This is a genomic window from Kitasatospora sp. NPDC088264 (genome assembly GCF_040685715.1).
In the GTDB taxonomy this organism is placed as follows: Bacteria; Actinomycetota; Actinomycetes; order Streptomycetales; family Streptomycetaceae; genus Kitasatospora.
On sequence record NZ_JBFBIR010000070.1, the window covers coordinates 1 to 21,886 of the forward strand.

At 71.9% G+C, this 21,886-nt stretch carries 24 protein-coding genes and 1 pseudogene; 12 read left to right on the forward strand and 13 right to left on the reverse strand.

Annotation, left to right across the window (positions count from 1 at the left end):
* Positions 1 to 122: pseudogene (locus AB0O82_RS33600) on the reverse strand (acyl-CoA dehydrogenase family protein); the annotation flags it as partial.
* Positions 123 to 303: 181 nt separating this feature from the next.
* Here AB0O82_RS33600 and AB0O82_RS33605 point away from each other — a divergent pair.
* The 3 genes from AB0O82_RS33605 to AB0O82_RS33615 all read left to right on the forward strand — a co-directional run bounded on the left by AB0O82_RS33605 (position 304) and on the right by AB0O82_RS33615 (position 3,237).
* Positions 304 to 1,641, forward strand: a complete 1,338-nt coding sequence (locus AB0O82_RS33605) for a UDP-glucose/GDP-mannose dehydrogenase family protein (RefSeq protein ID WP_363588024.1) — start codon at positions 304 to 306, stop codon at positions 1,639 to 1,641.
* A gap of 112 nt (positions 1,642 to 1,753) precedes the next feature.
* Positions 1,754 to 2,767: an HNH endonuclease gene (locus AB0O82_RS33610; protein ID WP_363588026.1), complete on the forward strand. Its 1,014-nt coding sequence runs from the start codon at positions 1,754 to 1,756 to the stop codon at positions 2,765 to 2,767.
* 56 nt (positions 2,768 to 2,823) lie between these two features.
* Entirely contained in the window at positions 2,824 to 3,237 is a 414-nt protein-coding gene (locus tag AB0O82_RS33615; protein ID WP_363588081.1) for a CoA-binding protein, read from the forward strand.
* 2 nt (positions 3,238 to 3,239) lie between these two features.
* Here AB0O82_RS33615 and AB0O82_RS33620 read toward each other — a convergent pair whose 3' ends face one another.
* From AB0O82_RS33620 to AB0O82_RS33630, 3 genes are read right to left on the reverse strand one after another with little or no spacing between them, the layout of a single operon-like run.
* Complete coding sequence (locus tag AB0O82_RS33620) at positions 3,240 to 4,454, reverse strand: dipeptidase (RefSeq protein WP_363588028.1); 1,215 nt, start codon at positions 4,452 to 4,454, stop codon at positions 3,240 to 3,242.
* 33 nt (positions 4,455 to 4,487) lie between these two features.
* Positions 4,488 to 5,024 carry a 5-(carboxyamino)imidazole ribonucleotide mutase gene (purE, locus tag AB0O82_RS33625; RefSeq protein WP_063349101.1) on the reverse strand — a complete coding sequence of 179 codons (537 nt, stop codon included), beginning with the start codon at positions 5,022 to 5,024 and terminating at the stop codon, positions 4,488 to 4,490.
* Positions 5,021 to 6,160: a 5-(carboxyamino)imidazole ribonucleotide synthase gene (locus AB0O82_RS33630; protein WP_363588030.1), complete on the reverse strand. Its 1,140-nt coding sequence runs from the start codon at positions 6,158 to 6,160 to the stop codon at positions 5,021 to 5,023. The genes purE and AB0O82_RS33630 overlap by 4 nt, the downstream gene beginning before the upstream one ends.
* Positions 6,161 to 6,406: 246 nt before the next feature.
* On the opposite strand from AB0O82_RS33630, the gene AB0O82_RS33635 reads away from it, so the two are divergent.
* On the forward strand, positions 6,407 to 6,982 hold the full coding sequence (locus tag AB0O82_RS33635) for a GtrA family protein (RefSeq protein WP_363588032.1): 576 nt from the start codon (positions 6,407 to 6,409) through the stop codon (positions 6,980 to 6,982).
* Between the two features lie 90 nt (positions 6,983 to 7,072).
* On the opposite strand, the gene AB0O82_RS33640 is transcribed toward AB0O82_RS33635, so the two are convergent.
* Together AB0O82_RS33640 and AB0O82_RS33645 are read right to left on the reverse strand one after the other, a co-directional pair.
* Positions 7,073 to 8,317, reverse strand: coding sequence for an ATP-binding protein (locus AB0O82_RS33640; protein WP_363588083.1), 1,245 nt, complete (start codon positions 8,315 to 8,317; stop codon positions 7,073 to 7,075).
* 63 nt (positions 8,318 to 8,380) lie between these two features.
* The gene (locus AB0O82_RS33645; protein ID WP_030290974.1) at positions 8,381 to 9,055 is read right to left on the reverse strand and encodes a response regulator transcription factor; all 675 of its coding nucleotides are present in this window, start codon (positions 9,053 to 9,055) and stop codon (positions 8,381 to 8,383) included.
* Between the two features lie 329 nt (positions 9,056 to 9,384).
* On the opposite strand from AB0O82_RS33645, the gene AB0O82_RS33650 reads away from it, so the two are divergent.
* The 3 genes from AB0O82_RS33650 (at position 9,385) to AB0O82_RS33660 (ending at position 13,984) form a co-directional block, all read left to right on the forward strand.
* Positions 9,385 to 10,893 carry an oligopeptide:H+ symporter gene (locus tag AB0O82_RS33650; RefSeq protein ID WP_363588034.1) on the forward strand — a complete coding sequence of 503 codons (1,509 nt, stop codon included), beginning with the start codon at positions 9,385 to 9,387 and terminating at the stop codon, positions 10,891 to 10,893.
* Positions 10,894 to 11,001: 108 nt separating this feature from the next.
* On the forward strand, positions 11,002 to 13,017 hold the full coding sequence (locus AB0O82_RS33655; RefSeq protein WP_363588036.1) for a prolyl oligopeptidase family serine peptidase: 2,016 nt from the start codon (positions 11,002 to 11,004) through the stop codon (positions 13,015 to 13,017).
* Positions 13,018 to 13,156: 139 nt separating this feature from the next.
* Entirely contained in the window at positions 13,157 to 13,984 is an 828-nt protein-coding gene (locus AB0O82_RS33660) for a hypothetical protein (RefSeq protein WP_363588038.1), read from the forward strand.
* A 57-nt stretch (positions 13,985 to 14,041) separates the two neighbouring features.
* Here the strand turns inward: AB0O82_RS33660 and AB0O82_RS33665 are convergent, their stop codons facing one another.
* From AB0O82_RS33665 to AB0O82_RS33675, 3 genes are read right to left on the reverse strand one after another with little or no spacing between them, the layout of a single operon-like run.
* A complete protein-coding gene (locus AB0O82_RS33665; RefSeq protein WP_363588040.1) occupies positions 14,042 to 14,164 on the reverse strand; it encodes a hypothetical protein in 123 nt (40 codons plus the stop codon).
* Positions 14,161 to 14,415, reverse strand: coding sequence for a hypothetical protein (locus AB0O82_RS33670; protein WP_363588041.1), 255 nt, complete (start codon positions 14,413 to 14,415; stop codon positions 14,161 to 14,163). Before AB0O82_RS33670 ends, AB0O82_RS33665 begins: the two co-directional genes overlap by 4 nt.
* The gene (locus tag AB0O82_RS33675; RefSeq protein WP_350877349.1) at positions 14,412 to 14,780 is read right to left on the reverse strand and encodes an ATP-binding protein; all 369 of its coding nucleotides are present in this window, start codon (positions 14,778 to 14,780) and stop codon (positions 14,412 to 14,414) included. Before AB0O82_RS33675 ends, AB0O82_RS33670 begins: the two co-directional genes overlap by 4 nt.
* 262 nt (positions 14,781 to 15,042) lie before the next feature.
* Here AB0O82_RS33675 and AB0O82_RS33680 point away from each other — a divergent pair, with 262 nt between their 5' ends.
* Both AB0O82_RS33680 and AB0O82_RS33685 read left to right on the forward strand, forming a co-directional pair.
* On the forward strand, positions 15,043 to 15,909 hold the full coding sequence (locus AB0O82_RS33680) for a helix-turn-helix transcriptional regulator (RefSeq protein ID WP_363588043.1): 867 nt from the start codon (positions 15,043 to 15,045) through the stop codon (positions 15,907 to 15,909).
* Entirely contained in the window at positions 15,902 to 16,102 is a 201-nt protein-coding gene (locus AB0O82_RS33685; RefSeq protein WP_363588045.1) for a DUF397 domain-containing protein, read from the forward strand. Before AB0O82_RS33680 ends, AB0O82_RS33685 begins: the two co-directional genes overlap by 8 nt.
* Positions 16,103 to 16,276: 174 nt before the next feature.
* On the opposite strand, the gene AB0O82_RS33690 is transcribed toward AB0O82_RS33685, so the two are convergent.
* On the reverse strand, positions 16,277 to 16,588 hold the full coding sequence (locus tag AB0O82_RS33690; protein WP_363588046.1) for a hypothetical protein: 312 nt from the start codon (positions 16,586 to 16,588) through the stop codon (positions 16,277 to 16,279).
* Between the two features lie 56 nt (positions 16,589 to 16,644).
* Between AB0O82_RS33690 and AB0O82_RS33695 the strand changes: the two genes are divergently transcribed.
* From AB0O82_RS33695 to AB0O82_RS33705, 3 genes are all read left to right on the forward strand, one after another.
* Entirely contained in the window at positions 16,645 to 16,833 is a 189-nt protein-coding gene (locus AB0O82_RS33695) for a hypothetical protein (RefSeq protein WP_363588047.1), read from the forward strand.
* A 49-nt stretch (positions 16,834 to 16,882) separates the two neighbouring features.
* Positions 16,883 to 17,050, forward strand: a complete 168-nt coding sequence (locus AB0O82_RS33700) for a hypothetical protein (RefSeq protein ID WP_363588048.1) — start codon at positions 16,883 to 16,885, stop codon at positions 17,048 to 17,050.
* Between the two features lie 247 nt (positions 17,051 to 17,297).
* The gene (locus tag AB0O82_RS33705) at positions 17,298 to 18,011 is read left to right on the forward strand and encodes a class I SAM-dependent methyltransferase (RefSeq protein ID WP_363588049.1); all 714 of its coding nucleotides are present in this window, start codon (positions 17,298 to 17,300) and stop codon (positions 18,009 to 18,011) included.
* A gap of 100 nt (positions 18,012 to 18,111) precedes the next feature.
* Here AB0O82_RS33705 and hutI read toward each other — a convergent pair whose 3' ends face one another.
* From hutI to AB0O82_RS33720, 3 genes are read right to left on the reverse strand one after another with little or no spacing between them, the layout of a single operon-like run.
* Entirely contained in the window at positions 18,112 to 19,287 is a 1,176-nt protein-coding gene (hutI, locus tag AB0O82_RS33710; protein WP_363588051.1) for an imidazolonepropionase, read from the reverse strand.
* A gap of 34 nt (positions 19,288 to 19,321) precedes the next feature.
* Positions 19,322 to 20,701, reverse strand: coding sequence for a formimidoylglutamate deiminase (locus tag AB0O82_RS33715; RefSeq protein WP_363588053.1), 1,380 nt, complete (start codon positions 20,699 to 20,701; stop codon positions 19,322 to 19,324).
* The gene (locus tag AB0O82_RS33720; protein ID WP_363588085.1) at positions 20,692 to 21,873 is read right to left on the reverse strand and encodes an allantoate amidohydrolase; all 1,182 of its coding nucleotides are present in this window, start codon (positions 21,871 to 21,873) and stop codon (positions 20,692 to 20,694) included. Before AB0O82_RS33720 ends, AB0O82_RS33715 begins: the two co-directional genes overlap by 10 nt.
* Positions 21,874 to 21,886: the final 13 nt, after the last annotated feature.

The window sequence follows — 21,886 nt, forward strand, 5'->3', positions numbered from 1 at the left end:
ACCTCCGCCGCGAACGGAGCGATCTTCGCCTCGGCCAGCGAACGCACCGCCTCACGGAGCATCTCGTGCTCCTCGGAGATACGGAAGAGATCGAAGTCAGCCGCCCCTGCGCTGCCCGCCATGATGCCCGCCTCGTCCAGTGATCGAAGTCAATCCGGGGTTAACTACCGTTCAGTAGAGATCCTAGGGCTCCGACCTGCGACTGCCTAGCGTCCCCGGCGCACAGGCGATCGAGGCCGGATCCGTCGGGGCGGATAGCATCAGAGGCACCCGTACAGGTCGAGTCCGCACAAAGGGGAACCCGTGACCCTCCGCATCTCCGTGATCGGCACCGGCTACCTCGGTGCCACGCACGCGGCCGCGATGGCCGAGTTCGGCTTCGAGGTGCTGGGCCTGGACATCGACCCCGACAAGATCGCCACGCTGACCGCCGGCCGCGTCCCGATGTACGAACCGGGGCTGTCCGAGCTGCTGCTCAAGCACGTCGCCGGGCACGAGGGTTCGACCGGCCGGCTGCGCTTCACCAGCTCCGTCCAGGAGGCCGCGGAGTTCGGCGACGTGCACTTCGTCTGCGTCAACACCCCGCAGCGCAAGGGCGAGTTCGCCGCCGACATGTCGTACGTCGACACCGCGATCGACGGCCTCGCCCCGTACCTGACCCGCCCGGTCCTGGTGGTCGGCAAGTCCACCGTGCCGGTCGGCTCGGCGAGCCGGCTCGCCGAACGGCTGGCCGCGCTGGCACCCGTCGGCGCGGGCGCCGAGCTCGCCTGGAACCCGGAGTTCCTGCGCGAGGGCTTCGCCGTCCAGGACACCCTGCGCCCGGACCGGATCGTCGTCGGCGCCCACAGCGAGCGCGCCGAGCAGCTGCTGCGCGAGGTGTACGCCGAGCCGATCGCGGCCGGGGTGCCGTTCCTGGTCACCGACTACGCGACCGCCGAGCTGGTGAAGGCCGCCGCCAACTCCTTCCTGGCCACCAAGATCTCCTTCATCAACGCGATGGCCGAGGTCTGCGAGGCGGCCGGAGCCGACGTCACGCTGCTCTCCACCGCGCTCGGGCACGACGAACGGATCGGCCGCAAGTTCCTCAACTCCGGCCTGGGCTTCGGCGGCGGCTGCCTGCCCAAGGACATCCGGGCGTTCATGGCCCGGGCCGGCGAACTCGGCGCCGACCAGGCGCTGACCTTCCTGCGCGAGGTCGACTCGATCAACATGCGCCGCCGCTCCCGGATGGTGGAGCTGGCCCGCGAGCAGTGCGGCGGCGGCTTCCTGGGCCGCCGGGTGGCCGTCCTCGGCGCCGCGTTCAAGCCCAACTCGGACGACATCCGGGACTCCCCCGCGCTCAACGTCGCCGCCCAGATCCAGCTCCAGGGCGCCCAGGTCACCGTCTACGACCCGAAGGCCGTCGACAACGCCCGCAAGATGTTCCCCTCGCTCGCCTACGCCGACTCGGCCCTGGAGGCCGCCGAGGGCGCCCACGTCGTCCTGCACCTCACCGAGTGGGCCGAGTTCCGCGAGCTGGACCCGGCCGACCTCGGCGCCGTGGTCGCCGAGCGCCGCCTCCTCGACGGCCGCAACGTCCTGGACGCCGACGCCTGGCGCGCCGCCGGCTGGACCTACCGCGCCCTCGGCCGCCCCAGCTGACGCCTGGCCGACACTTCCCGCGCCCGCCCCCAGGCCCCTGGGGCGGGCGCGTCTGGAATTCCGCCCTTCGTTCTGAAGTTACGCCTCCCGTTCGACCGACCCGGAGCACGCGATGACGACAGAGTTCTACCGGCGAGAGCCGACGCCACGCACCGCCTGGCGACAGGCCGTCCTGATGGGCCGCAACGCCCGCACGTACAAGTTCGCGCTGGGATCCGCCCTGCTGGAGTGCGCGGCCGCCGGACACACCGAGGTGCCGCTGCAGGAGCTGGCCGAGCCGTACTCCATGGCTCTGGTCACCCGGTTGCGCGACGCCCCGCAGGCACCGGCCATGGGCGGGGACGACGACTTCCTCGCCGTCTCCGCGCAGGAGACCGACGAGTGCCTGGCCGCCGGACGCCCCACCGAGCGACTCCTCCAAGCCGCCTGCAAGTCGATGCCGGACATGGTCATGGACCGGTTCCACAACCTCGCGGGCGGCACCGAGGTCGCACACCGCTTCTACGAGTTGTCCGGGCGGGGACGGGATCGCGTCGTCCTGCTCACTCCCGCCCTCCAGCAGATCGCGACGTCGGAGCAGGCCGCCGGGCTACGGACGGAGTTGGCGGCACGCTGGAGCATCGTGGAGTCCGTCTTCGCCCTGGGCATCGGCCGAGGCCTGCTCGCCGACGAGCTCGATGTGGACGTGGAGCAGTGGCTCCTCATGGACCGACGCCGCCGCCGACCCGTCACCGGGGTCATCGACGCCCTGATCGGCTTCCAGTACGGACGTTGCCTGATCTGCGACGAGCCGATCACCGCCGAGGACAAGGCCGCCGTCGACCACGTCTTCCCGTTCTCACTCATGAGGCGATTCGACTTCGTGCCGGGCGGGTCGCAACCGGACCTGGACCGCCCGTGGAACCTCGCCCCGACCCACGGGGCGTGCAACAGCGCCAAGAGCGACCGCTGGCCGACCCCTGAGGAGCTCAACCGGCTGGCCCGTCGCAACGAGGCCGTCATGAACTCCCCGGTCCGGCTGAAGGACAACCTGCGGGCGAGCCTCAACCACGCGAAGCTCGGCTCGCGCTCGCCGGGCAGCCGCTGGCCCGCCTTCATCCGCCAGGTGCAGGCGTACTTCGACTGACCTCTCCGTACGGGGCTCGCGGGAATCCGGCGCCCGTGGTCGTCGTTGGCACCGGCATGACGAGCTACGGCGACGACGCGACGGTTCGCGAGATCCTCACCGGCACCGGCGACACCTGGGCGGTGGTCGGCCTGTCCGACAACACCGCCCGGGCCGCCTACGGGGTGGCCGGGGTGCTCCAGCGGTACGGCAAGCGCGTCGTGCCGGTGCACCCGAAGGCCGAGACGGTCCTCGGCGAGCCCGGCTACGCCTCGCTCGCCGAGATCCCGTTCCCGGTCGACGTGGTGGACGTGTTCGTGAACAGCGCGCTGGCCGGGGAGGTGGCCGACCAGGCGGTGGCGGCCGGGGCGAAGGCCGTCTGGTTCCAGCTCGGCGTGGTCGACGAGGCCGCGTACGCGCGGACCAGGACGGCCGGGCTCGCCATGGTGATGGACAGGTGCCCGGCCATCGAGATCCCGCGGCTGGGCTGACCTCAGCCCTTCGCGCCGTCCAGCTGCGCGATGGTGGCGATGGACGGGCGGCGGCTGGCCCGCAACCCGGCGGCGACGGACTCGGCGTCGCGCAGGACGCGGACGGCGTTGTGCCAGGTGAGCTTGGCGAGGTCGGCCTCGGACCAGTTCCGGCGCAGGAGTTCGGCGATCAGGTTGGGGTAGCCGGCCACCGAGTCCAGGCCGTCGGGCAGGAAGGCGGTGCCGTCGAAGTCGCCACCGATGCCGATGTGGTCGATGCCGGCGACCTCGCGCAGGTGGTCGAGGTGGTCCGCGACGGTGGCCGGGGTGGCGATCGGGCGCGGGTTGGCGGCCTCGAAGGCGCGCTGGCGCTCCATCGCGGGCGGGGTGGTGTCGAGCGGGTGGAAGCCGTGGGCGCGCATGTTCTCGTCGGCGGCGAGGGTCCACTCGATGGCGGCGGGCAGGATGAACTTGGGCACGAAGGTGGCCATCGCCACGCCGCCGTTGGCGGGCAGCTGGGCGAGCACGTCGTCCGGGATGTTGCGCGGGTGGTCGCAGACGGCGCGGGCGGAGGAGTGCGAGAAGACGACCGGCGCCTCGGTGACCCGCAGGGCGTCGCGCATGGTGTCGGCGGAGACGTGCGAGAGGTCGACGAGCATGCCGAGCCGGTTCATCTCCCGGACGACCTCCTCGCCGAACCGGGTCAGCCCGCCGGCCGCCGGCTTGTCGGTGGCGGAGTCGGCCCACGGCACGTTGTCGTTGTGGGTGAGCGTCAGGTACCGCACGCCGAGCTCGTGGAGAGCACGCAGGGTGGCGAGCGAGCAGTCGATGGAGTGGCCGCCCTCGGCGCCCATCAGGGAGGCGATCCGGCCTTCGGCGCGGGCGGCCTCCATGTCGTCGGCGGTGCGGGCGAGCCGGAGCCGGTCGGGGTAGCGCTCGACCAGGGCGTGGACGAAGTCGATCTGTTCCAGGGTGGCGCTCACCGCGTGGTCACCGGCCAGCCGGGTCGGCACGTAGACGGACCAGAACTGCGCGCCGACCCCGCCCTCCGCGAGGCGGGCGAGGTCGGTGTGCAGGCGGTCGCTCTGGTCGGCGGCGAGGTCGACCGCGCCGAGGTCGTACCCGGCCTGCTCGCGCATCGCCCACGGGAGGTCGTTGTGGCCGTCGACCACGGGGGCGGTGCGCAGCAGGGCCCGGGCGCGGTCCAGCGGGGTGGGGGTGTCCTGAGCGGTAGTCATACCGGCTGTTCTACCCCACCCCCACCACCGGGGTTACTTGCCGAAGCCGAAGGAGGAGGAACCGGCCACCTTGGCGCGGAGCTTCTTGCCCTTCTCGGTGGCCTGGTTGTTCAGCTCGGCCTGGAAGTCGGTCATCCGCTCGGTCAGTTCGGGGTCGAACGCGGCCAGCATCCGCACGGCGAGCAGGCCGGCGTTGCGCGCGCCGGCCACCGAGACGGTCGCGACCGGGACGCCGGCCGGCATCTGGACGATGGACAGCAGGCTGTCCATGCCGTCCAGGTAGCGCAGCGGCACCGGCACGCCGATGACGGGCAGCGGGGTGACGGAGGCGAGCATGCCCGGCAGGTGGGCGGCGCCGCCGGCGCCGGCGATGATGGCCTTGAGGCCGCGCCGGTGGGCGTTCTCGCCGTACGCGACCATCTCGCGGGGCATCCGGTGCGCCGAGACGACGTCGACCTCGTAGGGGATCTCGAACTCGTCGAGGGCCTGGGCGGCGGCCTCCATGACGGGCCAGTCGGAGTCCGAGCCCATGACGATGCCGACGAGCGGGCTCGAAGGGGAGGAGGTCATTCGGTGATCGTTCCTCGCAGGTAGGCGGCCGCGTGGCGGGCGCGCTCGCGGACGTCGTCGAGGTCGTCCCCGAAGACGTTGACGTGGCCGACCTTGCGGCCGGGCTTCACGTCCTTCCCGTACATGTGGATCCGCAGGCCGGGGTCGCGGGCCATGCAGTGCAGGAAGGCGTGGTACATGTCCGGGTAGTCGCCGCCGAGGATGTTGACCATGACGGTCCACTTGGCGCGCGGCCGGGGGTCGCCGAGCGGGAGGTCGAGGACGGCCCGCAGGTGGTTCTCGAACTGCGAGGTGACGGCGCCGTCCTGGGTCCAGTGCCCGGAGTTGTGGGGGCGCATGGCGAGCTCGTTGACGAGGATCCGGCCGTCCCTGGTCTGGAACAGTTCGACGGCGAGGTGGCCGGTGATGCCGAGGTCGCCGGCGATGCGCAGGGCCAGCTGCTGGGCCTCGTCGGAGAGGGCCGGGTCGAGGTCGGGCGCGGGGGCGGTGACCTCGGCGCAGACGCCGTTCTCCTGGACGCTCTCCACCACCGGGTAGGCGACGGCCTGGCCGCTGGGCGAGCGGACGACGTTGGCGGCGAGTTCGCGGACGAAGTCGACCTTCTCCTCGGCGAGCACCGGGACGCCGGCCAGGAACGGCGCCTGCGCGTCCTCCTCGCCGGCGACGACCCAGACGCCCTTGCCGTCGTAGCCGCCGCGGACGGTCTTCAGCACGACCGGGTAGCCGGAGCCCTCGGCAGCGAAGGCGGTGACGTCGGCCGGGTCGGCGACGATCCGGTGCCGGGGGCAGGGCACGCCGATGGCGTCGAGCTTGGCCCGCATGACGCCCTTGTCCTGGGCGTTGACCAGCGCGTCCGGGCCGGGCCGGACGGCGATGCCGTCGGCTTCCAGGGCCCGCAGGTGCTCGGTGGGGACGTGCTCGTGGTCGAAGGTGATCACGTCGCAGCCGGCCGCGAAGCGGCGCAGCGTGTCGAGGTCGCGGTAGTCGCCGAGGACGACGTCGGAGACCACCTGTGCGGCGGAGTCCTGGGGCGTGTCGGCGAGGAGTTTGAACCTGACCCCGAGCGGGATGCCCGCCTGGTGTGCCATGCGGGCCAACTGCCCGCCGCCGATCATGCCCACCACTGGAAAATTCACATTGCCCGGGGAAGTCACCCCGCCAGGATATCCGGGCCGGTCGGGGGCGGTGGAACCGCTGGGGTGGGCTGGACGTCCCAGTCAACCCGGAGCCCTGGGGGCTGAGCCGTTCGGTGGAAGCGGGTAGCCTGGACGGCTAGGTCCTGGTCTGCGCAGTCCGATCATGTGCGTGCACGCAGGGCTCAAGGGGTGGACGCGTCCACGCGATCCGCTCTTCGACCCGCAGGCACATGGAGGCAGCCCGGTATGGCGACGACCGCAGCTTCGAGCCCTTCGCTCTCGCAGAAACTGCGGGGGCTGTCAGGCGAAGTGGTGAAGTTCGGCCTGGTCGGCCTGAGCGGCGTGGTGGTCAACTTCGCCGTGTTCTGGGTGTGCCTCAACGGGCTGGGCCTGGCCTCGCTGCGGTCCAACATCGCGGCGACGCTGATCGCCATCGCCACCAACTACCTGGGCTACCGCTACTGGCTGTACCGGGACCGCGACGCCGCCTCGCGCAAGCGGGAGATCACGCTGTTCCTGGTGTACAGCGGCATCGGCATGCTGATCGAGACCGGAGTGCTCGGCTTCTCGGTGTACGTGCTCGGCCTCGACTCGCACTACGAGCAGCTGGGCGCCAAGGTGGCCGGCCTCGCGGTGGCCACCGTGTTCCGCTTCTTCTCGTACCGGACCTGGGTGTTCAAGGCACTGCCCGAGCCGGTCGCGCAGGAAGCGAGCGGCACCGGCGACACCAGCGGCACCAACGACACCAGCGGCCAGGAGCTGGCCGCCCAGGCCGAACTGATGCTGGCCGCCGAGCAGATCCGCTACGCCAAGGCCGAGTAGCCGACTGACCGTCCGCTCTGGACGACCGCACCCCCGACCGCACCCCCGGCCGCACCCCCGGCCGCACCCCCTGGCCGCACCCGCCCCGGCTCAGTCCGCGTGGCTGCGGCCGAGGAAGAGCGCGAACACCGCGGGCTTCAGCGAGAGCAGTTCGAGCCGCCCGCCGTCCGCCTCCGCGAGGTCGCGGGCGACGGCCAGGCCGATGCCGGTGGAGTTGCGGCCGCTGACGGCGCGCTCGAACACCCGGTTCCCGAGGTCCGGCGGCACGCCGGCGCCCTGGTCCTGCACCTCGACCACCACCGAGGTGCCGGAGGGCCGGACCCGCAGGGTGATCGTCCCGGCGCCGTGCATCAGCGAGTTCTCGATCAGGGTGGCCAGCACCTGGGCGACGGTGCCCGGGGTGCCGACGGCGGTGACCCCGTGCAGGCCCTCCAGGGACAGCACCCGGCCGGTCTCGCGCAGCGACGGGCCCCACTCCTCGACCTGCTGCTTGATCACCTCGTCCAGGTCGAAGGCCACCGCGGTGGGGCTGCGCGGGTCGCGCTGGGTGGTGAGCAGCCGCTGGACGACGTCGGTGAGCCGTTCGACCTGCTGGAGGGCGATGGTCGCCTCCTCCTTGACGGTCTCCGGCTCCTCGGCGAGGGCGGTGATCTCCTCCAGCCGCATGGAGAGCGCGGTGAGCGGGGTGCGCAGCTGGTGCGAGGCGTCGGCGGCGAGCCGGCGTTCGGCGGTGAGCATCCGGGCGATCCGCTCGGCGCTGGTGTCCAGCACCTCGGCGACCCGGTCGAGTTCGGGCACCCCGTAGCGGCGGTCGCGGGGGCGCGGGTCGCCGGAGCCGAGCCGTTCGGCGGTCTCGGCCAGGTCGGTGAGCGGCCGGGCGAGCCGTTTGGCCTGCCAGACGGCGAGCGCCACGGCGGCCTGGACGGCCAGCAGGGCGACGACGCCGAGCAGCAGCAGCATGTTGGCGATCTCGTGGTCGACGTCCGCGCGGGACTGCTCGACGGTGACGACCTCGCCGCTGTTGCCGCGTTCGACGGCCTTCAGCAGGTGGCCGCCGGCCAGGCGTTCGCCGCTGGAGACGACGTCCTGGCCGGGGATCTGCACCTCGACGTAGCTGCCCTCGGTGACCTGGTTGTCGAAGGCCCGGCCGGTGACCGGCTCGCCCGCGGAGAGCCGGTTCTCGACCAGGGCGAGCACCCGGACGGCGGACGCGTCCACCCGGTCCTGGGCCGAGTTGACGATGGTGCGCTTCTCGACCAGGGCGAGCGGCACGCAGAACACCACGACCACCACCAGGACGACGCCCAGCAGCGAGTTGATCATCCGGCGTTTCACGCTGCCGCTCCCCGAGGTGCTCCGCTTCATCGGCCGACTCCCGGCCGCGTTCTCCGTACGGGGCTAATTCTTCTCGAACCGGAACCCCACTCCGCGCACGGTGGCGATGTACCGCGGGTTCGCCGCGTCGTCACCGAGCTTCTTGCGGAGCCAGGAGATGTGCATGTCCAGGGTCTTGGTGGAGGTCCACCAGGTGGTGTCCCAGACCTGCCGCATGATCTCCTCGCGGGTGACCACCCGGCCGGCGTCCCGGACGAGGACGCGCAGCAGCTCGAACTCCTTGGCGGAGAGGGTGAGCTCCTCCTCGCCGAGCCAGGCGCGGTGGGACTCGATGTCGATCTTCACCCCGTGCGCGCCGGTGGTGAGCTGGTCGACGTTGCCGCGCCGGAGCAGGGCGCGGACGCGGGCGAGCAGTTCGGCCAGGCGGAAGGGCTTGGTCACGTAGTCGTCGGCACCGGCGTCGAGGCCGACCACGGTGTCCACCTCGTCCGCGCGGGCGGTGAGCACCAGGACGGGGCAGCTCTTGCCATCGGCGCGCAGGCGACGGCAGACCTCCAGGCCGTCCATCTCGGGCAGGCCGAGGTCGAGGACGACGAGGTCGACCTCCTCGGTCAGGCCCGCGGCCAGTGCGGTCGGACCGTCCTCGCGGACGAGCACCTCATAGCCCTCACGTCGCAGGGCTCGGGCGAGCGGTTCGGAGATCGCCGGATCGTCCTCGGCGAGCAGCACACAGGTCATGTGGTGATGGTAGTCCGCCCGGGTATGGCGGACTGCCTTGTGAGGTAGTTCACAGAGCGTGATCGTTACACAAGAGCCCCTCCAGGCTCAACACGCCGTCGCAGACCGCCCGTTCGGCGAAGAATCCGGCCTCCAATCTTGAAATTGAAGGGAAATTTGCCCGTCTACCATGGATAGATCGGGCAGATCTGTCACGGACTTTGCCATTCCCATACCTGATTCGTGGCTTTTGTCATCTGATAACGCTAAATATCGCCACGTAGAGTGGTTCCGTCCACGTCCGCCGCCACCCCCCTTGGCGGACGCTGTCAGGCAAGGAACCCCTACTCATGGCGTCTACCACCCTGGAAGCCGGCCTCACCCCGGCCTCGCCCAGCGGCAAGACCTTCCTCGGTCACCCCCGAGGGCTCGCCACGCTCTTCCTGAGCGAGATGTGGGAGCGCTTCAGCTACTACGGCATGCGCGCCCTGCTGGTGCTCTACATGACCGCCTCCGTCACGGACGGCGGCCTCGGCATGAAGCTGGCGACCGCTGGCGCCGTGTACAGCGTCTACACGGCCATGGTCTACCTGCTGGCCCTCCCGGGCGGCTGGATCGCCGACCGCTTCCTCGGCGCCCGCAAGACGGTCGCCATCGGCGGCACGATCATCATGCTCGGCCACTTCCTGCTGGCCGTGCCGTTCACCGGCGCGTTCTTCGCCGGTCTGGTCTGCATCGCGGTGGGCTCGGGCCTGCTCAAGGCCAACATCTCCACGATGGTCGGCCACCTCTACGACGGCCCGAACGACCCGCGCCGCGACGGCGGCTTCACGATCTTCTACATGGGCGTCAACCTCGGCGCCTTCTTCGCCCCGCTGGTGGTCGGCACCGTCGGCCAGAAGGTCGACTGGCACCTGGGCTTCGCCCTGGCCGGCATCGGCATGGCGCTCGGCCTGCTCCAGTTCCTGCTGGGCACCCGCCACCTGAGCCCCACCAGCGACATCGTGACCTCGCCCATCGGCGCGGACGAGAAGCGCAAGATCTTCCGCAAGGCCGGCATCTGGCTGGCCGCGGCGGTCGTCTTCTACGGCATCGTCGTCTCCACCGGCCACTTCACCATCGACTGGGCCGTCTGGCCGCTGTCCATCGCCGGCCTGGCGATCCCCTTCTTCGTGTTCGCCAAGGTGAAGCGCGACAAGGACCTCAGCGCCGACGAGCAGTCCAAGATGAGCGGCTACATCTGGTTCTTCGTCGCCGCCGCCGTGTTCTGGATGATCTACGACCAGTCCGGCTCGACGCTGAACGTCTTCGCCAAGGACCACACCGCCTCGACGCTGTTCGGGATCAACTTCCCGTCCAGCTGGTTCCAGTCGCTCAACCCGCTGTACATCATGGCGCTGGCCCCGGTCTTCGCCTGGCTCTGGGTCGCCCTGGCCCGCCGGTCGAAGAACCCCAGCACCACCATGAAGTTCGCCTTCGGTCTGCTGATGATCGGCGCCTCCTTCATGGTCATGATGCTGGCGATGGCCGCCGCCACCGGCGACACCAAGGTCACCCCGCTGTGGCTGGCCATGGTCTACCTGGTCCAGACCGTCGGCGAGCTCGCCCTCTCCCCCGTCGGCCTGTCCGTGACCACCAAGCTGGCGCCCGCCAAGTACGCCAGCCAGATGGTCGGCGTCTGGTTCCTCGCCGTCACCGCCGGTGACTGCGTGGCCGCTATCTTCCAGCTGGTGCTGGGCGACAAGGTGGTCGGCAGCAGCTGGTACTTCGCGGTCCAGGGCGGCATGGCGATCGTCGCCGGCCTCGCGCTGGCGATGTACCGCAAGCGGGTCGTCACGCTCATGGGCGACGTCCACTGACGCTCACGCCCGCCCGCTCCGGGGCCGCCGCGGATTCCTGAGATCCGCGGCGGCCCCGGCCGTTTCCCCCTCGACAGCGCCGCGCCGGCCGTGCCTATGGTGCCCGGCATGACGACCGACCCGTTACCGCGCCAGCTCGCCCGCACCCGGTGCTTCACCCTGGGCGCCCCCGCCCACCCGGGCATCACCGCCGACGGCGCCGCCGTCCTGTTCCTGCGCAGCCGCGGCGGCACCGACCCGCTCGCCTGCCTCTGGGCGCTCGACACCGCCACCGGCCGGGAACGGCTGGTCGCCGACCCGGCCGCGCTGGGCGCCTCCGGCGGCATCGCCGCGTACAGCACCGACGCCACCGGTCGGCTCGCCGCCTTCGCGCTGGACGGCACGCTGTGGCTGGCCGACACCGCCTCGGGTTCGCTCCGCCCGCTCGCCTCCGCCGAGCAGCCGGTGGATCCCCGCCTCGACCCGACCGGCCGCCGGATCGCCTACGTCAGCGGCGGCGTCCTGCGGGTGGCCGGTGCGGACGGTACGGGCGACCGGGCGCTGGCCGAGCCGGAGGCCGAGGACGTCGGCTACGGCCTCGCCGAGCACGTCGCCTCCGAGGAGATGCACCGCACCCGCGGCCACTGGTGGTCCCCCGACGGCACCGCCCTGCTGGTCGCCCGGGTCGATGCCGGTGCGCTTACCCGGCTCTTCCTGGCCGACCCCACCGACCCGCAGCACCCCCCGCGCGCCATCCGCTACCCGCTGGCCGGCACCGCCAACGCCGACGTCACGCTCTGGCTGCTCGGGCTGGACGGCCGCCGCACCCGCACGGAGGTCCGCTGGGACCGCGCCGCCTTCGAGTACCTCACCGCCGCCGGCTGGGACGGCCACGGCCCGTACGCCGCCGTGCAGAGCCGCGACCAGCGCACCGTCCGTACGTTGGCGATCGGGGCGGACGGGGACACCCGGGTGCTCGCCGAGCGGACCGACCCGCGGTGGGTCGAACTGCTCCCGGGACTGCCGGTGCGGACGGCGGGCGGGGCGCTGGTCGACACCGCCGACCTCGGCGACACCCGGCACCTGACCGTGGACGGCGAACCGGTCACCCCGGAGGCGATGCAGTTGCGGGCCGTCGTCGGGGTGGAGGGCGAGCGGGTGCTGTTCACCGCCTCCGACGAACCCACCGAGACCCACCTGTGGACGTACGAACCGGGCTCCGGCGTACAAAGGCTGAGCAGCGGGCCCGGCGTACACGGCGGCGTCGAGCGCGGCGGCACGCTGGTCCTCACCACCGACGGCCGCGCCACCGTTCTGCGGGAGGGCCGCCCGCCGCTGCCGCTCACCTCGTACACCGAAGCGCCCGTCGTCACCGCCCGCCCCGAGCTGCTCCGCCTCGGCCCGCGCGAACTGCGCGCCAACCTCTTCCTGCCCACCGGCCACCATCCCGGCGGCACCCCGCTGCCCGTCCTGCTCGACCCGTACGGCGGGCCCGCGATGCAGAAGGCCACCACCGGCGGCGCCTGGCACGAGCAGGTGTCCCAGTGGTTCGCCGACCAAGGCTTCGCGGTGCTGGTGGTGGACGGCCGCGGCACTCCGGGGCGCGGGCCGCACTGGGAGAAGACGGTCTACGGCGACAAGGCCGGGCCCGCCCTCGAGGACCAGATCGAGGGCCTGTGGGAGACGGCCCGGCTGCGGCCGGGAGTGCTCGACCTCGACCGGGTCGGCATCCGCGGCTGGTCCTACGGCGGCTACCTCGCCGCGCTCGCCGTGTTGCGGCGCCCGGACGTCTTCCACGCCGCGTCGGCCGGAGCTGCCCCCACCGACTGGCGGCTCTACGACACCCACTGGCAGGAGCGCTTCCTCGGCCACCCCGACGAGCACCCCGAGCACTACGACAGCGGCTCACTGATCGCCGAGGCGCCGAAGCTGAGCCGCCCGCTGCTTCTGATCCAGGGCCTCGTGGACGACAACGTGCACCCCGCCCACGCCCTGCGGCTGTCCAGTGCCCTGCTCGCCGCCGGCCGCCCGCACGAGGTCCTGCCGCTGCGCGCCACCGGGCACCGGCCGACCGACGAGGCCGTGGTGGAGCACCTGCTCCGGCACGAACTGGAGTTCTTGCGGCGGTCGTTGGGCGTGGGCTGAGCGGCGCCCGTACGACCCGACGCCGCAGCCTGGTCCCCGCCGCATAGAGACCGCCTGACCGCGCAGGAAAGCCGATCTGCCTGTGGCCCGGGCCTTGGGGAGCGGCTCCGACCCCGCCGGGCATCGCTACCGTTGCCCGATGACGGATCTGCGCCGGGTACCGGTGGACGAGGTGCTGGGACGTGTCGAGACGGCCTTGGGGACGCGGCTCGACAGGGCTGCGGTGGTCCGTAAACGCCGATCCGTGGGAGCAGGCACGGCGCGTGGCACGTGGGTACGCATCGAGCGGCGGGGGCTCGACCGGATCGGCGCCCAGGGCGGGGACGGCACCCCCTCCGCCGAGGCCCTGCACGGTATCGCGAAGCCCGCGTGGCTGGCCGGCCTCGCCTGGCGGGACGAGGCCGAGCCGGTGATGTGGCGGGCCGACGAGACCGAACTGCTGCCATCCACCCCAGCGGGGTCCGCAGTCGTGGCCGAGGAGCCCCGGCTGCCGCCCGGATGGTGGTCGGAGCTGAACGCCTCTCTCGATGCGCTCGCCGGCCAGCGGACGAATCGGATCGCCACGCCGGACACGGAGACCATCACCCAGGAGCTGGTGGCTCAGACGATCCGTCAGGTGTTCCCGGACGTCGATGCCACGGTGAGCGGGTGGTGTCCGGCGCACGCGGACCTGAACTGGGCGAACGTGACAGCGCCCGAGTTCTGCCTCTTCGACTGGGAGGACTGGGGCATGGCCCCACGTGGCCTGGACGCTGCCACCCTGTGGGCGGCGTCGCTTGCCGTACCGGCGCTGGCCGATCGCGTTCGCGTCGAGCGGAGCGGCGACTTCGCGAGCCGGGACGGCAAGCTGATGACCTTGTTCGTCGCGGCGAAGATCCTCGGGCCGTACGCGCATCCCGAGGACCCGCGCCTTGAGGGCGCCCGCGTGTTGGCGGAGCAGGTGGCGAAGGAGCTTCAGGCGGACTGACGCAGAGCGGGCAACCGCGCGACCCTCGCCCTGGGTGGGCGAGGGCCTTCGCGTGTTTCAGCGCTGCTCGTCGCGCTCCTCGGGGCGGGGCATCTTGAGGGTCGCGAGGACGCCGAGGGCTACGGTGGCGATCGCGAGGGCGAGGAGGGCGAGGAGGATCGCGCCGATGAAGAGCTTCACTGGCGCCACCCCTCGTCGTCATCGTCCAGGTCGCGGAGCAGGTGGAGGAGGTTGAGCAGAGTGCTGACCGGCGCATTCCCGAAGTCGATCAGGATGCGGCCGTCGAGGGTCGTTTCGCCGGGCGAGGCGGATCCCCAGAGGAGCCCGTGCGGCAGGCCGCGCCTGTGCAACTCGCCCAGGAGGTCCATGATGTGGGGCTTGGTGTAGTCGCGCATCCGGGAGTCCTCCGGAACGACGGGGTCGCGGGTCACGCGAGGGAGTCCAGCTCCAGCTCGTACCAGATGGTTTTGCCACGCTTCTGCGGGTCGACGCCCCAGCGGCGGGTGAGCCCGGCGACGAGCTGGAGGCCCCGGCCGGACTCGGCGAAATCGGCGGGGGTTCGCTGCCGGGGGAGGGCGTCGCTCTCGTCGGAGACGGTGACCCGGAGGGTGCGGCCGAGGACGGAGAACCAGACGACGGGCGCGGGGGTGTCGCCGTGCCGCCAGGCGTTGACGATGAGCTCGCAGAGGGCGAGTTCGGCGTTGAAGATGGCGTCGGCGTCCCAGCCGCTGCGGGTCATGGCGTCCCGCAGGGCCTGCCGGGAGAGGGTGAGCGAGGGGGTGTTACGGGTGCACACGGGAACCTCCGTGAGGCTGTGGCGTGGGGAGAGGTGGTGACGGTCGTCGCCGTGAGCCAGGCCGGGGCGGCGGCTGCTCTTCGGCGTGCGGGCAGCAGGCGCCTACTGCCCTGGATGCAGGCATTACTGACGATCCGTCGGATCGAGCTGAAGACGACGATAACGTGGAGCGCCACAGATTTGTGGCGAAGCAGGGGAAGTTCCCTCCAACGTGGCAGTCCCTCTCCGGCAGACTGGTCCCACGACTTGCAGGGAGGACTCCATGGCGCTTCGAACGAACCCGACTCTCCGTCAGCTGCGCCTGGGTGCTGAGCTGCGCCGGATGCGGGAGCAGGCAGGCCTCGGCGGAAGTCAACTCGCCCGCGCGTTGGGCATCAACCCTGCCCATGTGACACAGATGGAGAGCGGCAGGACCGGCGTCAGCATCGAACGCCTGCGCACGATTGCGGCATTGTGCATGTGCGTCAACGAGCCTCTGATCGATGCGTTGGCAGCGATCATCACGGATCGCAACAAGGGCGGCTGGTGGGAGGAGTACCGCGGGACCCTCTCGAGCGACTTCCTTGAGGTCGCCGAGATCGAAGGCCATACAAGCGGGCTCTCGACCTACACGATGGCCTTCATCCCCGGGCTGCTCCAGACAAGTGGATACACGTCTGCCGTCTTCGATCGAGCCTTGACACCTCTCCCGCGCCACGAGGTCGACCTGAGAACCGCGTTCCGCATCCGACGACGAGAGCTGCTTCGATCCGGCGCGACACCGTACTCCGCTTACATCCATGAGGCTGCCTTGCGGATGCAGTTCAGCGGACCGCAGGTCCAAGCCGAACAGCTCTGCAGCCTCATCGAAGACTCCGGGCGCCCAAAGGTCTCGATCCGAGTCGTGCTGTTCGATGTAGATACGCTTCCGCTCAACTACGAGAACTTCACGTATGTCGAAGGCCCGGTTCGGGAGCTCGACACCGTGCAGGTGGACTCCGCCGTCGGCAACGTGCTCTTCGATGCGCCCGCTCACATCGCCAGGTTTCGCGCCATGCTCGCCCGGCTCGATTCAGCGGCTCTATCCGAAGGCGACTCCCGAGAGTTCATTAGATCCATCAAGAAGGATATGGAAAGTAAGCATGTCTAACTCTTCCTGGCAGAAGTCCAGTTACTCCGGCTCCAACTCCGACTGTGTCGAGGTGCGGACCGCCGACGGGGTGATCGAACTCCGGGAGTCCGACGAGGGCGAGGCGATCGTCCGAACCACCCGCCTCAAATTCGCCGACTTCCTCCGGGGCGCCAAGGCCGGCGAGTTCGACCACCTCACCACCGCCCCCTGAACGAATCGTTCCGGCGGCCTCTTGCTCCCCGCAAGAGGCCGCCGGCAGGGAGAATGCGGCCAAGTCGGCAGAGCTGGGTTCCACCTGCGGCCAGAGGATGCACTCTTGACCGTTGCCGCCGGACGCCGCTGATCGATTTCGCCACCAGCGTCCACCCCGCAGGGGCCGTCATCCCTATGCGACGCCTGTGCGCGCCGCAAGCTCCCGCACGCCGGGCACCGTGACCGGCGCGTACAGCAGGTCCGCTGTGAGCGCCCGCAGAGCAGGCCGGCGCACCTCCTCCGGGGCGACCTGCTCGGTGAACCGCAGCAACGTGAACGTCTTGCGGTGGGCGCCGAGGCGGTGCCACATGCGCGCACAGTCCGTGCCGTACCGAGCCCGGCGCTCAGCGGTCGGCAGCTGGCCTGGCACGATCCGCGCCGCATACGGCACGCCCTCGTCGGGGGTGCCCAGCGCCGTGTGTACACCGATCCAGTACAGGTCCACCTGGGCGCTGGTGGCGTCGACCGTGAACAGCGGGGAGCCATCCTGAGGGAGACGTCATGAGCAGCGTCCTGCTCGACAAGCCCGTCACCGAGACTGAACCCGCCACCGCCCCGACGCCCAGTACCCTGCTGGAGCGGGCCGACGAGCCGAGTGCCCGCGCCTGCCCGGTCTGCGGATCGAGCGCCACCCACCAGACCATGGACGGCCGATGGGGCTGCACCGCGTGCGGCTCCACCTGGGCCTGACCCCGGGGAGGATCCGATGGCGGACTGCACGCAGTGCTCTGCTCCCGCAGTGATCGAGGATCTCGACGTACACCCGCCACAGCCCTGGTGCCTCGGATGCGCGACCACCCTCGTACGAGCCGGCGATCCGGTCATCAACTACCGCTCGCTCAACGGTGAGTGCGACTACGAGCGTGTCTTGGCCGGTGGCAGCACCCAGGTCCTGCGCTTCGGCTGACAGGTCGAGTACAAGGACGACGACACCGTGCTGCGCACCGCCCAGCTCATCGCAGCGGACGGTTGGGACGTGGACCTGCCGCTGTGGGCGGATGCCGCCAAGTGCAGCCCCTGCCACCCCGGCAACGACTCGCACTGACGGGATAGTTGCGGTGGCCCCAGGCTCAGTCCGGGGCCACCGCGACCCGGAAGGGTGGAGTTCACCCGAACCCCTGCGCCAGCGCACACCGGGCGCGAGGATGACCCGGGTGACGACCACCCCCTCTCGTACCCAAGCTGTCGCGCCGGACCTCTGGCACCACTACGGCCGCGCCCGCGCCGACACGGAGCGGACCGTCCCCGGCGCCTTCCACTGGGTCTGGGCCCAGGACGGCGGGCCAGGAGTCGAGGTGCTGGGGGACTTCACCGGCCTCGTCGTGGCCGACCTCGGCGCGGGCGCCGCCCGTCATGCCGCCCACCTCGTCACCCACTACGCTCCGGCTCGGGTCGATGCCGTCGATGCCTCCCCCGCGCAGCACGCGATGGCCTGCGACCTCTACGGCCACCTCGCACCGCACCTGCGCACGGTACGCGCCGACGCGACCGCGCACCTGGAGGAGCATCCAGACGAGTACGACGTGCTCTACTCCGTGTTCGGCAGCCTCGACTTCGCCGACCCCCGCCGACTGCTTCCGGCCGCTGCCCGCGCCCTTCGACCCGGCGGACTGCTGGCCGCCTCCACTCTGGGCCACTACCTCGGTGGTGCCCCCGCTGAACCGGACGTCCAGCACGCCGACGTTCCGGCCCGCACCACGGACGGCGCCCCGGCAACCATGCGCCGCTGGGTTCTCCAGGAGACCGTCTGGACGAAGCTGTTGGACGAGTCGGGGTTCACGAAGATCAGTGTCGACCGGCTCCCTCCTGCCGTACCGGGTGCACGCGCTGCCGACACCCTGCTTGTCTGCGCCTACCGTCAGCCCTGATGACCCCGGGAGAAGTTGGCATCGGGGCCTGCTGGCCCTTCCGCCGCCACCTGAGCAGGACGGCCCCCGGGGGCACGGGGGCCGTCTACGGTCCCCGGGCTCAGACCTCCCGGACGCCCGCGCGCCAGACCGCCGCCGTCAGTGGCACGCCCGGGCGGTAGGCCAGGTGGACGTGCGAGGGCGCGTCCAGCAGCAGCAGGTCCGCCCGGGAGCCGACCGCGACCGTCCCGACGTCGCCGCGACGCAGCGCGTGCGCACCGCCCGCTGTCGCCGCCCAGACCGCCTCGTCCGGGGTCATGCCCATCTCCCGGACCGCGACCGCGATGCAGAACGCCATCGAACTGGTGAAGCTGGAGCCCGGGTTGCAGTCGGTGGAGAGTGCCACCACGGCCCCCGCGTCGAGCAGCCGCCGCCCGCTCGGGTACTCGGCGCGGGTGGAGAACTCCGCACCCGGCAGCAGCGTCGCGACCGTCGCCGACCCCGCCAGCGCCGCCACGTCCTCGTCCGTCAGGTGGGTGCAGTGGTCCGCCGAAGCGGCCCCCAGCTCCACCGCGAGCTGCACGCCGGGCCCGTACGTGAGCTGGTTGGCGTGCACTCGCGGCGTGAGGCCCTTCTCGATCCCCGCCGTCAGAACAGCCCGCGCCTGGTCGCCGTCGAAGGCACCCTGCTCGCAGAACACGTCCACCCAGCGGGCGTGCGGGGCGCAGGCCTCCAGCATCTCGCCGGTGACCAGGTCGACGTACCCGGCCGGGTCCTCGGCGTACTCGGGGGCCACCACGTGCGCACCCAGGTAGGTGGTCTCCGGCGTGTGCCGCGCGGCGATCCGCAGCGCCCGCGCCTCGTCCTCGACCGTCAGCCCGTAGCCGGACTTGCACTCGATCGTGGTGGTGCCCTGCCGCAGCGCCTCCCGGACGAACCGGGCCAGGTTGGCGTCGAGTTCGGCGTCGCTCGCGGCCCGGGTGGCCGCCACCGTGGTGCGGATGCCGCCCGCCGAGTAGGACTGCCCGGACATCCGGGCGTTGAACTCGGCGGTCCGGTCGCCCGCGAACACCAGGTGGGCGTGCGAGTCGACGAAGCCGGGCAGCAGCGCCCGCCCCTCGGCGTCGAAGCGCTCGTCCGCTGCCGGGGCCTGCGCCGCCGGGCCGACCCAGGCGACGGTGCCGCCGTCCAGCACCACGGCCGCGTCGGTGAGCAGGCCGAGCGGCCCGGTGCCGTGCCCGGGGTCGTTGGTGACCAGGCTGCCGATGCCCGTGATCAAGGTGGTCCTGCTGCTCAAGACGAAGCCTTCCGGGGGAAGTTGGAGAAACGACTCAGTGGTCCAGGGCGCCGATCGAGTCCCGCAGCGCGCCCGGCACGTCCGCGACGAGCTGGTGCACGCCGTCCCGGACGATCTGCCGGCCGCCGACCACGACGTGCCGCACGTCGGCCGCCGAGGCCGCGAAGACGGCGGTCTCGGCGCCGAGCCGGGGCGGCGGGCCCGCGGTGCGCACCGAGTCCAGGGCGATGACGGTGAAGTCGGCGAGCGCACCGGCCTCGACCCGCCCCGCCTCCGGCCAGCCGAGCGAGGCGTGCCCGTCCTCGGTGCCGGCCCGCAGCAGGAGGTTGGCCGTCCAGTGCCCGCGGGTGCGGGTGCGCAGCCGCTCGTTCAGCTCCAGGGCGCGGGCCTCCTCGAACGGGTCGATGACGGCGTGGCTGTCGCTGCCCAGGGTGACCGGGCAGCCCGCCGAGGCGAGCCGGCGGGCCGGGCCGATGCCGTCCGCGAGGTCCCGCTCGGTGGTGGGGCACATGCAGATGGTGGTGGAGGTGTCGGTGAGGAGCCGGACGTCCTCGTCGGTGAGGTGGGTGGCGTGCACGGCCGAGGTGCGCGGGCCGAGCACGCCGTGGTCGGCGAGCAGCCGGGTCGGGGTGACGCCGTGCGCGGCGAGGCAGGCGTCGTTCTCGGCGGTCTGTTCGGACAGGTGGACGTGCAGCGGCGCCTCGCGCACCGCCGCCCACTGCGCGACGGTGCCCAGTTGCTCGGCCGGGACGGCCCGCACCGAGTGGACGGCGGCGCCGATCCGGGCGTGCTCGCGGGGCTTGAGCGCGTCCGCCCGCACCGCCCAGGCCTCGGCGTCGCCGTCGCTGAACCGCTGCTGCGGCCTGGTCGGCTCGGCGCCGAAGCCGGCGGACAGGTAGCAGGTGTCGAGCAGGGTGATCCGGATGCCGGCCCGGGCGGCGGCCTCGATCAGCGCCTCGCCCATCGCGTTGGGGTCGTCGTAGCGGGCGCCGCCGGGGGCGTGGTGCAGGTAGTGGAACTCACCGACGGCGGTGACCCCGGCCAGCGCCATCTCGGCGTAGACGGCGGTGGCGAGCGCCAGGTAGCGGTCCGGGTCGAGCGCCCCGGCGAACCGGTACATGGTGTCGCGCCAGGTCCAGAAGGTGCCGGAGCCGACCTGGACGTGGCCGCGCAGCGCCCGGTGGAAGGCGTGCGAGTGGGCGTTGGCCTGGCCGGGCAGCAGCAGCCCGTCGAGGCGGACGGCCCCGGGCGGGCAGGGTCCGCTGTCCGGGGTCACCGCGGTGATCCGGCCGCCGGGGCCGACGGTGATCAGCACGTCCGGCTCGACCACCGGCCCGTTGTCGTACGGCAGCCAGGCGTGCTGCGCCCAGTACGCCACCGGCTCGGTCCCCGAGGTCAACGGGCTCAGCGACACGCCAGGTCCTCCAGTACGTCGGCGAGGGCGGCGACCCCGGCCAGGCAGTCGGCCTCCTCGGCGTGCTCGGCCGGGGAGTGCGACACCCCGCTGGGGTTGCGCACGAACAGCATGGCGGTCGGGACGGCCGACGCCAGGATCCCGGCGTCGTGTCCGGCGCCGGTGGGCAGCACCGGGGCGTCCAGCAGCTTGGCGAGCCGGTCGCGCAGCGGGCCGTCGAAGTCCACCACCGGGGTGTAGGACTCGCGGGTCAGCTCGACCCGGACGCCGTCGCGCCCGCCGCGCTCGGCGGCGGCCTGCTCGATCTCCTCGACCAGCGCGGTGAGCGTCGCCTCGTCGGCGGCCCGGGAGTCCAGCCAGCCGCGTACCAGCGAGGCGATCGCGTTGGTGCCGTTGGGCTCGACCGCGACCTTGCCGAAGGTCGCCAGCGCGCCCGCCTGCCGGGCCTTCTTGCGGGCCGCGAGCACGGTGTTGGCGTACGTCAGCATCGGGTCGCGGCGGTCCTCGATCCGGGTGGTGCCGGCGTGGTTGGCCTCGCCGTGGAAGTCGAACCGCCAGCGGCCGTGCGGCCAGATCGCGCTGGCCACGCCGACCGGCCGGTCCTCGGCGAGGAGGCGGCCCTGCTCGACGTGGAGTTCGACGAAGGCGCCGATCCGGGCCAGCCGGTCGTCGTCCGCGCCGATCGCGCCCGGGTCGTAGCCGGCCCGCTCCATCGCGTCGGGCAGCCGGACGCCGTCGGCGTCGCGCAGCTCGTACGCGGCCTCGCGGGAGAGCACGCCGGCGGACAGGCGGGAGCCGATGCAGGCCACGCCGAACCGGGCACCCTCCTCGTCGCCGAAGTTGGTGATCGCCAGCGGACGGGTGAACTCGGCCCCGCGTGCGCGGAGTTCGTCCAGGGCCGCGAAGGAGGAGACCACGCCGAGCGGGCCGTCGAAGGCGCCGCCGTCCGGGACGGAGTCCAGGTGCGAGCCGGTGACGACCGCCCCGCCCGCGTTCGGATCGCCCAGCCAGGCCCACTGGTTGCCGTTGCGGTCCAGCTCGTAGGCGAGGCCGCGGTCACGGGCCTGCTGCTCGAACCAGGCCCGGCACTCGGCGTCGGCGGAGTTCCAGGCGAAGCGGCGGTAGCCGCCGGAGGCGGCGGAGCGGCCCACGGGGAGCAGCTCCGCCCACATCTCTTCGAACGAG